Here is a 9,752-nt window from a genome sequence, read left to right as displayed (position 1 = left end):
ATTAAAAGCCTGGAAATTTTAATTTAATGCTGGCTCTCCTTCTGGAATTGACTGGCTCTCAGTTCCGGAAGGGTGGCTCAGTTCATAACGGACACCTGGCTCTATCAAGCCGGAATATGCACTTTCTCACGTTTTCTATTTAACTCTTTCTCAAGGATTTCTTCGGCATTTTCAACCAATTTAGGTTTAATCCAGTCATCCCAATTGCTTATGTGTTTTGAGAACTTTTGTTTCATTAAAAAGGCATAGCATGGATATTGACAACCATGACTACACCCTTCTATATGATTTATAGCATGATCAAACAAAGGTATACGGCTTTTGTATAGCAGATTCTTTCGCTTTATCATAGATATTTAACTCATATATTTATTTGGATAGATAAAAAAATCAGACTATTCATTATTTCAAATATAGTCTATTTTTATTACTGATTTCTTTCATATCTACCAATTCAATTCTTGATATTGCATTATTTAAACATGATATCTCACAAAGACCGCAATTAACACAATATGCAGTTATGAAAAATATCTTACTTTCACCTTTTTCATTGCATCCGGCATGGAGTGCGCCTGTAGGGCAAATTTTTGTACAGACTTCACATTTTGTACATTTTTCAGTATCTATTACAATTTCAGTAAACCCCAAAAAAGATAAATTTGCTTTTTTTTCTAATACATCAGGTTTTTTTTGATCTATCCTATCCAATAAATCCAAGAGCAATTGTCTTTTTTTGGGCAATCTATAGTTCTCTGCTATATCCATCCTTTGGTCATCTTTATTTTCTAGCATACTAAAGGATGAACCTAAACTATCTTTCGCTCTCTTTTTAAGCAAACCAAACATTTCCCTTCTGGTGACAAAAGTATTGTTTTTTATTGTTCTGTCATTTATATGTTTGGACTTATCATACTTTTCAGCATTATATATGCCAATTTTTGGCATATCTCTACCAAACAATAATAGTGCATTTTCTAATTTTTCTATTTCTACACTTAAATGATTTTTGCATTTAGATATATCGCATTGGTCGCAATTACTAACAATAAAATCTATTTCTTTCAAAGATTTATATGTAAACATTAATAAATAAACATGGCTTATCATTAGCATTGAGGGGACATAAAGTACTTCATCCGCTTCTATAAACTTTTTGCTATTTTTACATGCTACACGCAGATTATTACAATTTTTTAAGTAATTAAATGCACTCTCAATAAAATTTTTTATTTCTCCAGTTTTTGGCCAAAAAACTTCAGTAGGACATATTGTAGAACAACTCAAACAACCTAAGCATTTGTTCCAATCAATATTGATTCTTTTTCTATATGATGAAAGGGAAATTGCTCCTGAAGGACAATTAGAAATACATTTGTTACATCCATTATTTTTATGTCTGAACCTTAGACAAGAATGATTAACATAACTAATGTTTTTGTTTAAATTATCTAATAACTTATACGCGGTTTTCATTCTTAGTTGTCTAACTCCCCGAGCAAGAATTTATAGTCTTCGTGCAAATACCCTCTCAATAACAATATAACTGCAGCGTATAAAGAATTCCTTTCTTTAACTAGGCTCAAAACTTTTTCGCTTAATTCATCAATCCATCTTAATAAATGTTCTTCCATAAATTTTTGCTGTGTTTTGTAAATTTCCAATAATCCATCTTTACAATCCTGTTCAGCTTCAATTGAAGCTTTATTAGACAAATAACTCATAAAAAGTAATTCAAAAGAAATGTGATCTTCTGGTTTATTTCCTTCATTCTGAGGCACGAACTTATTCTCAGCATAAACTCTTTTTACTTCTTCCCAAGGTTCCTGCATATAGGCTTTCATCGTAGACAAATACGCAGATTCACAAATAGGAACACTGTGCGAACCTAAATAAAAAAGCTTTGTATACTCTTTTGAAAGATTAAGTATTATATCACTCTTATTTTTATCATTCCGCAATAAATTTTCTCGGCTAAACGATTCAAAAATCTCACCAGCTTTTTGCAAATCATCCTCAACATTATTTCCCAGCATTTCAATTATATCTAAATGCAAGTTTTCAAGCATATCTAAATATTTGGTATCTGGGATGTCCCACAAACTTCTTGATAAAAAGTTATAAACTACATTTCTTCCTTTATTGACTTCAATAGTATCCACCACTTATAAACTCCTTATATATCGTTTTCTATTTCAAAAATTCTGGGGTATGTTAAATCCAATTTTATTTCTTTTAATACTTTTTGATTTAATTGTTCTTCAACAATATTATAGCTAACCGCTACTTCAATATCCTGTTGTAGTTTTTTAATATCTTTAGGATTAAACTCAATTGTTCCCAACTCTGGGTTATAATTATAAAATATTTTTTTCTGACATTTATCAAATGTATTTTTAACTCGCTTAGCATTATTGCCATAGGCTTTGGCAGATTTTATAAAAAAATCTTTGTCAGAAAAAATTTCATATGGAAGTGTTTTGATGCCTGAATTTTGGCTATAGATTTGTGAAGTTAGTTTATTTTCCAATGAGCAATAATGCAGGCCAATAGAATAATTATTCTCCAGCCCATGCAATAACAATTCTAAACACTCTTCTTCACTACCACTTATAGGAAGTCCACCTGCATATGTATAAGAATAAAAGATTTTGTAAGGTCTATTTTTAATTTTGAAACCTCTTTTTATATACTCTTCCGGGTTAACCCAAGGGAAAAGAAATTCAAGCAAATTAACGCCTGTTATTTCATTTTTATTCAGAACATCTAATAAATTCCTCATCTCATATAGAGAACCTGGTATAACTGGCATTTCGACAACAACTTCAGGGATATACTTTTTAGCTAAAATAATTTTATGAATTTTACTCTCATCTAATTTACCATTTTCATCCGGTTTGACGCTAAACCTTATTTCATTTAAATTATTTCTTTGTAAATTCTCTAAAATATTGTAATCTATTAAATCTCCATTTGTATAAAGACGGGTGTGAGCCACTGGGCATTTTTTATTTACAGAGGAAAGTATGTGGAATAATTTTTCTGTATCTAACAATGGCTCACCACCCGTCACTGCCACTGCTCTTAATGTTTCAATATTTTTTATCTGATCTAGTTCTGATAGTATATCCCTCTGGTTGTGCACGTAATAATCATAACTTTCTTGGTTCTTATTACTACAAAAATAACAATCTCTATTGCACGCTAGTGAATAGAAAAAAGTTATTGATTTGTTACCTTTTTTACATTCTATACAGGCTTTTGACAAAAAATTTATATGAATACTAGCATTGTTATTTCTAAATTCAGCACCTTTTTGCCTGAGTGCATCAATTAATAAATTTTTTTTATCAGCTAATTCATCATCGTAATCTGCAATTTCAAGTCCTAATGAATTTATATCGTTTCTTAATTGTTGGTAAGGCCTCAAATGTGTTAAGGCATCTTCAAAAAAAAGTCTGTCACCAACTTTAACAATATTTTCTGTATCTAAATTTATCAGCATATTACCCTTCTATAAAATCTTCTTTTAATGACTTAAGTAATCCTTTTGTCAATTTTGCAACATCTACAAAAAAGTCTGCTTTACTGTTATCCTCAACATCTTTAAGACATTTAAAAAGCCAAACGACATTATGTGGTTAGTGGAGAATAGCCTTAAATCCTCTACAGCTGCATATAACTCAACATAATCTTTATTTCATATTTTATCCAATCCTGTAGAGCATAAATGACTCAAAAACTTATCCTCTCATACTTGCCCTCACCTCTAAGTGTACCGGCTTTTTTTTTCATTGGATTTTTAAATCTGGTAGGGTTATATATCCTTTGCCTTACCGTTCTACCTCTGAAACAGGATCTCATTTGATAGTTTTTCCCAAGCTTCCCATATTCATCAGGACTTTCATTGTCTGTGTTGACTCTAACTACCTGACCATCTCTAACATATAATCTCAAAGGGCATCTGCTGCCACAATTTACATTACATGAATTCCACACTAATCTATCGTAAGAAAATAGAGACCTCCCGTCAGAATCTTTTGTGCTGCTAGAATTGCTATCATCTTCGAAAACTCCACATCCTGTGGTTGCAACAGCGCCAAGAGTTGCTGTCCATTTCATGAAAGAACGTCTAAAGTCACTTAACTGATCTCTTACTTTTTCACTCATCATTTTCCTCTTGTTTGAGTCATGAGCAGGCACAAAGCCTGCTCACTTTCATTAACTATATTGCTTAGGATTAAATAAAATATTAGGAACTGTATCTTTTTTCAGTGGTGTTCCATCAGGTGCAGTAGATGAATCTGGAAAACCTACCACTGTCTTCTGTGCGTTAGGATATTTAGCCCATAATTCATCAACTGTCCCATAATCAAGCGCCCTTTGTGGACACGATGCCACACATGCCGGTGCTTTGCCTTCTTCAAGTCTGTCCCAGCAAAATGTACATTTTTGCACAGGGTGCTCAACTGCCCAACCGGCTTTCTTATTAGGCTCACTCTGATCGTCCCCGTACTGAGGGGCACCAAAAGGACATACCGCTACACATTTTCTCAAATCCTGACATACATTTCTATCTACAATCACGACCCCGTCTTCATCTCTTTTGAAAATAGCCCCCACTGGGCACGCTTCCACACACGCTGGGTTTGTACAGTGGTTACATGACATAACGAGATTAAATACAGTTATGTTAGGAAAAGCCCCTGATTCCTCTACAGTAAGATTTCGCCAATCCGCTGGTCCAGGTTTCACATCATTCCAGTCTTTGCAAGCCACAACACATGTGTTACACCCCATACATCTATTCTGATCATAATAAAATGCCATCTGTTTATTAGCCATTTTTTCCTCCTCTAATTATTTATGCTTTCTCGATCTTGACTCTAGTATCTGCCCCTAGAGTCATACCTTGGCATATTCGTGATGGTCTAAGCTTTGTCAAATTATTAATATTGCCGCCAATGTCGGGTCTACCTTTGGCGTTGTCACCGTTTGACCACCCACCTTGTCCCATAGCTACTATACCTTTTCTGACTCTTTCAGAAATGACAGCAGTTGCATATATACTGCCCCTATGGTTAGCAACAACAACTCTATCCCCTGTTGAAACTTTATAAGTGTTTGCATCAGCAGGGTTGATCACTACAGGCTCATATACTCCATCATCCCAAACATTACCAACTTCTCTGTTTTTGTAGTCAAGAAAAGCTTCTTTGCCCTTTAGACTTCTTTTAAAAACTTCATTTAAATAGGCATTATTATTATGTGTTGAGTGTGACCTATACATCATATGCCAGCCATTGAGTGTCAAAGGATATTCACTATCTAAGTTTTGAGGGTCTGGATGTTTGCCATTAGCAAAGATACCTTCCAAAATGGGTATAAACATTGGTATTGCATAGACAAACTTACCTGTTTGTTTACCATCATGTAAAGAACCATTTAGTGTTATTCTGTTATCATCATTACCGTATCCCCTTGCTTCATAGTCTTCCACCATGGCCTGGCTGTATATCTCAAACTTACCAGTAGGCGTCATAAGAGGATTTGATGAAGGATTTGATCTAAATGCTTTTAAAGGGTCTGTTATACCATATGATTCATCAAGACTGAATATACCTTTTTCTTTCCACTCTTCATACGTCATATTTGCATTATATTTCTGAAGTATAGGCACTACACTTTCTCTTCTCCAGTCATCTACTGTTTTACCTTCAGTAAAGTCATTTTTCATTCCCATTTTATCAGCTAAAAGTGATGCTATTTCATAATCGGGTTTCGCTTCACCTTGGGGCTCCACAGCTTTATTCATACATATTAGCGAGTCACCTGCAAGCCAACCATCGCATGCACCTTCTTTTTCAAAAGCCGTTGCCGCAGGAAGTATATAGTCAGAAAACTTTGCAGAAGGTGTCATAAACTGATCTGAATTAACAATAAGTTCAATATTATTCTTATCTTTTATAATCTCAGAAATAACATTATAATCACCACACTGGTTAACTAGACAATTACCCCCAAAGTTCATAAATGCTTTCATTTTGGTAGGTATACGTTTTGTTTGACCGTCATTCCACATTGACTTACCTGTGCCTCCATACTTGGCTATATCATGCCACATGAAAACAGGAAAAGTATTCCTTGTTATAAAAGGTGTATAGTTAGGAGCTGTAAGCTTTGTAGTGTCATAAAGGTCAAGTGCCACTGAGTTTGTGCCGCCAGGCATACCCAGAGTGAAAGATAAAGGCTTCCTGTCCCCATATACACCAACATGTCTACCAGGAACTCCGAAGTTTTTAGTAATTGCCCCTAAAGCATAGCAACTCAATGGACCTTGCTCACCTTCAGATTGCCTCTGAAATCCGCCGCCTAACCATAATGTGACTTTCTTTGTAGCAAATATATTTGCAAGTTTTTTAATTTCAGAGACGGGTACACCTGAAATATCTGCTGCCCACTCAGGTGTTTTTGGCTCACTTCCATATATTGGCACTAAAGCAGCTTTAAGTGGGTCACTTGGATCCTGTGGATTATAGTTATTGTAGCCAATCTTATCAGGATAAACTGAAGTGGCTCCGTTAAGACCTGCTTTAACCAACCTATCATCAGAACCCATTACCATTGCACTCATAGAGGATCCATCAGGCACTATATATTTCGTCCTATCAACATCATTATGGAATGTTTTTGGGATACTTAGATAACTGTCATAAGCATGATCATCAAAAAAACCATGAGTATATCTAAGGATAAATTCCTCATCAAGCTTATTACCTACTTTGACGCCATTTTCATCCCATGTTTGAGTAATAAGCTCATACATAATGGCAGCTGCTACTGCTGCATCTGTGCCGGGAACCGGAGCAATATATTTAGTAGCCTGAGTAGAAGCTGTCATTGAGTATCTACTGTCAACAACTATTACATCTTTCCCCATTTCACTAAGTTGTTGCATATACCAATTGCTATTCGTTCCCCATATACTCTCTGCATAATTACCACTCCACACCACAAGAGCATCGCTATTAAAAGCATCCTGCCTTGACTTTCCAGGAGGAAAGTAAAAATTCTGGCCGAAAAAAAACCAGCTTGTATGCTCTAGTGAAGGCCAGCTATAGTCGTTCCTATAAGTCATGTAGCCGCCTAAACAAGTATTAAGAAGCCGACCAGAAGACGAGCTTGCGCCTCCAATGGAATTGCCATCACCAGAAGCGTAATGATTGTACAAAGCTTCTTTCCCATATGCAATTTTTATCTGCTGGAGCTTATTTGCTATTTCCCGCGCTGCCTGATCCCAACTTATCCTTACAAATCCATTAACATCCCCTCTATTTCCTGTCTGCTTAAGAGGTGTAAGGATTCTGTCGCTTCTGTAAAATCTCTGGCGGTTACTTCTACATCTTACACAAGCTCTGAGTTGAGGGCTATCTTCTCCATTTCCGTCAATTAAGTTTTTGTCAGGTGTTTCGTCTGTAACAAATCTTTTTATAACCCCATTTTCTACATAAGCTTTTGTTACACATCTTCCGCCGCAATTGTGAGGTGCTGCACCAGCAACAACTGCACCACCTATTTCCGGAGCATTTGGCCTTGATTCTTCAGCCTCCTCCATATACGTCTGACCACCTTCACCGCTTGCCCCACATCCATATATAGCAGCAGTGGCTCCAATTGCAGTCATTCCTTTCAGAAAACTACGACGACTTACGCTTGACTCGTTAAGCAGCTTATCTCTTGTGCTCATTCTTTCCTCCTTTATTGTCAATTAATTATTCGTATGTTCCGGGTGCATGTGCCGCTTTATGACACGTAAAACATGCTGTATCCTGCACCGGATAATGACAGCTGTTGCAATGTCTGTTAAGTGGATCTCTCCAACCAGGTCTATGACTGGAAGGTGCCGTAGTTTGATGGCACTCGATACAAGAATCCTCTTTGTGACAAGTAGTACAGGAGTCTCTATTCCACCTTGCTTCTAGGCCATGCCCTCGTTTTATCCAAGAGGGTGTATGGTTTCTAGGAGTTACCTCTTCATGGCACCTAATACAATCTGTCTTATTTGTATGACATGCCTTGCATTGTTCTGGGTTAATCTTGCTAGCTTGCCCGTGCCTTTTCAACCAAGATGTATCGTGACTGGATGGCTTATTGGCATCAACCGCCAAACTGACGGATGCTAAAAGAACGAGCATTCCAAAAATCAGTATTACTTTTAATCTCATATATCCTCCTTTTCTAAAAAATAATGTTTGCCCAAGCTTCAACAGTGTATATTTTTTCAAGGTCACTAGTATCGTACATTTCACTGTCTTCATAACTGAGATCTACAAGAAAACTAAAAATATTATTAGGTTCCCATTGACCTCCAACATAATACATCCTTACTGAATCTTTACGTTGATCGTTTATATAATCATATTCATATTTATTGAAATCAGTCCCAAGCCATACATCAACAGCATTGTTGATCTTTTGACTAATCTCGATTCCATACTGAACTTTTTCATTATTACTCACATCTTGGTTTTTCTCTACATCCCAGTAATCAAATTTAAATGAGACATAAGTGTTGTAAGTAGGAATACCCATTATATCGATGTTTCCATAATACCTATCATAATTTCGATTGCCGAAGTCTTCCTCGTTACTATCATTAACTGTTCTTACTTCGTATCCAGCTCCAAAAACTAAATGATCACCGAGTCCCTGATAAACAGATAAATCTAAAAGGTCATACTTGCTCTCAGGCAGAAGTGTATATGTTAAAGGATTAACAACATATGAATTATAAGTGTCCACCTCATCTCTCAGTGTTTTATACTCTATCCCCACCATAGTACCTGTGTAAGGAATCTCAAAATTGCCTAAAAGAAGATATTCTGATGATGAATTAAGATTTGTATATTCTAATGCAATAGTACCATATGGAACACTTTGACCAAGTCTTGCTTTTGTGTAGTCGTCATCAAGATTTTCCACATCAAGCTTTACATATTCTGCAGAAATTTTAGTTGTGCTTGTAGCTTGAAACTTTAATCCGCCCCCATAGAAAAAGTCGCTATCAGTATCAATATAATAGCTAACTGGTCTCCCAGCAAAGCCGTATACATCTAACTTTTTTCCTATATTCGCTGTAAAATCACCCCCATCCATTTGAAAAGCATTAAGATGGTCAAGATAAAAACGACCACCTGTTACATCTGTACTGGGAATAACCTTGTTCAGCTCAAATTTTGCTTGATATACACGTGGTGCCCAATCGTTGTCTTCAAGTTCTCTATCTAAAGAGTCTTCGTAATAATAATAATAACTGTCGCCCCAATCACGATTTGAGTCACCATCAATATCATCAGCGAATCGTGAGAATAGAGTAGTAGTCATTGAACCTTGACCTATCTTTACAGGTGAAGTATTTGCTCTTAAATACTGATAGAAATTCTGATCACTAGTATAATCATTTGTTTGCAGCCTATACCTTGACGTTAGGCTAAGATTCAATTTTGTTTTTCCCATAGGGAGCCCTCGATACATCTCTTTAAACTGGCCTGGAGATGTGTGCATAGACCATGAGTCCGGAGTGACATATCGGAAATCTTCAAAAGCTAGTACAGGAAATGCCAAGACTCCAACCAATAATAGCGCAAAAACAATGCGCAATAAGTTAACCATAAAACCTCCTTTTTAAAGTTAATAAACAAAAAGCTTATAATCTAACTATAAAGAATTATTTGCAAATGTAAGCTGGGAAG

The 9,752-nt window shown here is 35.8% G+C and carries 8 protein-coding genes; all 8 read right to left on the bottom strand.

Features of this window, described 5'->3' with window-relative positions:
* Positions 1–104: 104 nt before the first annotated feature.
* The 8 genes from UMU13_RS10820 to UMU13_RS10785 all read right to left on the bottom strand — a co-directional run bounded on the left by UMU13_RS10820 (position 105) and on the right by UMU13_RS10785 (position 9,672).
* The gene (locus UMU13_RS10820; protein WP_328219068.1) at positions 105–236 is read right to left on the bottom strand and encodes a hypothetical protein; all 132 of its coding nucleotides are present in this window, start codon (positions 234–236) and stop codon (positions 105–107) included.
* Between the two features lie 166 nt (positions 237–402).
* On the bottom strand, positions 403–1,476 hold the full coding sequence (locus UMU13_RS10815; RefSeq protein WP_328219066.1) for an ATP-binding protein: 1,074 nt from the start codon (positions 1,474–1,476) through the stop codon (positions 403–405).
* A 2-nt stretch (positions 1,477–1,478) separates the two neighbouring features.
* A complete protein-coding gene (locus UMU13_RS10810; RefSeq protein WP_328219065.1) occupies positions 1,479–2,165 on the bottom strand; it encodes a TorD/DmsD family molecular chaperone in 687 nt (228 codons plus the stop codon).
* Positions 2,166–2,176: 11 nt separating this feature from the next.
* On the bottom strand, positions 2,177–3,505 hold the full coding sequence (locus UMU13_RS10805; protein ID WP_328219064.1) for a radical SAM protein: 1,329 nt from the start codon (positions 3,503–3,505) through the stop codon (positions 2,177–2,179).
* Positions 3,506–3,735: 230 nt separating this feature from the next.
* Positions 3,736–4,170, bottom strand: a complete 435-nt coding sequence (locus tag UMU13_RS10800) for a hypothetical protein (protein WP_328219062.1) — start codon at positions 4,168–4,170, stop codon at positions 3,736–3,738.
* 51 nt (positions 4,171–4,221) lie between these two features.
* Positions 4,222–4,845, bottom strand: a complete 624-nt coding sequence (locus UMU13_RS10795; RefSeq protein WP_328219060.1) for a 4Fe-4S dicluster domain-containing protein — start codon at positions 4,843–4,845, stop codon at positions 4,222–4,224.
* A 19-nt stretch (positions 4,846–4,864) separates the two neighbouring features.
* The gene (locus UMU13_RS10790) at positions 4,865–7,747 is read right to left on the bottom strand and encodes a molybdopterin-dependent oxidoreductase (RefSeq protein ID WP_328219059.1); all 2,883 of its coding nucleotides are present in this window, start codon (positions 7,745–7,747) and stop codon (positions 4,865–4,867) included.
* A 491-nt stretch (positions 7,748–8,238) separates the two neighbouring features.
* Positions 8,239–9,672 carry a hypothetical protein gene (locus UMU13_RS10785; RefSeq protein ID WP_328219057.1) on the bottom strand — a complete coding sequence of 478 codons (1,434 nt, stop codon included), beginning with the start codon at positions 9,670–9,672 and terminating at the stop codon, positions 8,239–8,241.
* Positions 9,673–9,752 lie beyond the last annotated feature (80 nt).

The sequence above is a fragment of the Flexistipes sp. genome, assembly GCF_036172515.1.
Classification (GTDB): Bacteria; Chrysiogenota; Deferribacteres; order Deferribacterales; family Flexistipitaceae; genus Flexistipes.
This window is presented reverse-complemented; position numbering and strand designations above follow the sequence as displayed.

Coding starts and splice junctions, on each gene's coding strand:
- UMU13_RS10820 (WP_328219068.1), bottom strand. CDS start 236: ATGAAACAAAAGTTCTCAAAACACATAAGCAATTGGGATGACTGGATT.
- UMU13_RS10815 (WP_328219066.1), bottom strand. CDS start 1,476: ATGAAAACCGCGTATAAGTTATTAGATAATTTAAACAAAAACATTAGT.
- UMU13_RS10805 (WP_328219064.1), bottom strand. CDS start 3,505: ATGCTGATAAATTTAGATACAGAAAATATTGTTAAAGTTGGTGACAGA.
- UMU13_RS10800 (WP_328219062.1), bottom strand. CDS start 4,170: ATGAGTGAAAAAGTAAGAGATCAGTTAAGTGACTTTAGACGTTCTTTC.
- UMU13_RS10795 (WP_328219060.1), bottom strand. CDS start 4,845: ATGGCTAATAAACAGATGGCATTTTATTATGATCAGAATAGATGTATG.
- UMU13_RS10790 (WP_328219059.1), bottom strand. CDS start 7,747: ATGAGCACAAGAGATAAGCTGCTTAACGAGTCAAGCGTAAGTCGTCGT.
- UMU13_RS10785 (WP_328219057.1), bottom strand. CDS start 9,672: ATGGTTAACTTATTGCGCATTGTTTTTGCGCTATTATTGGTTGGAGTC.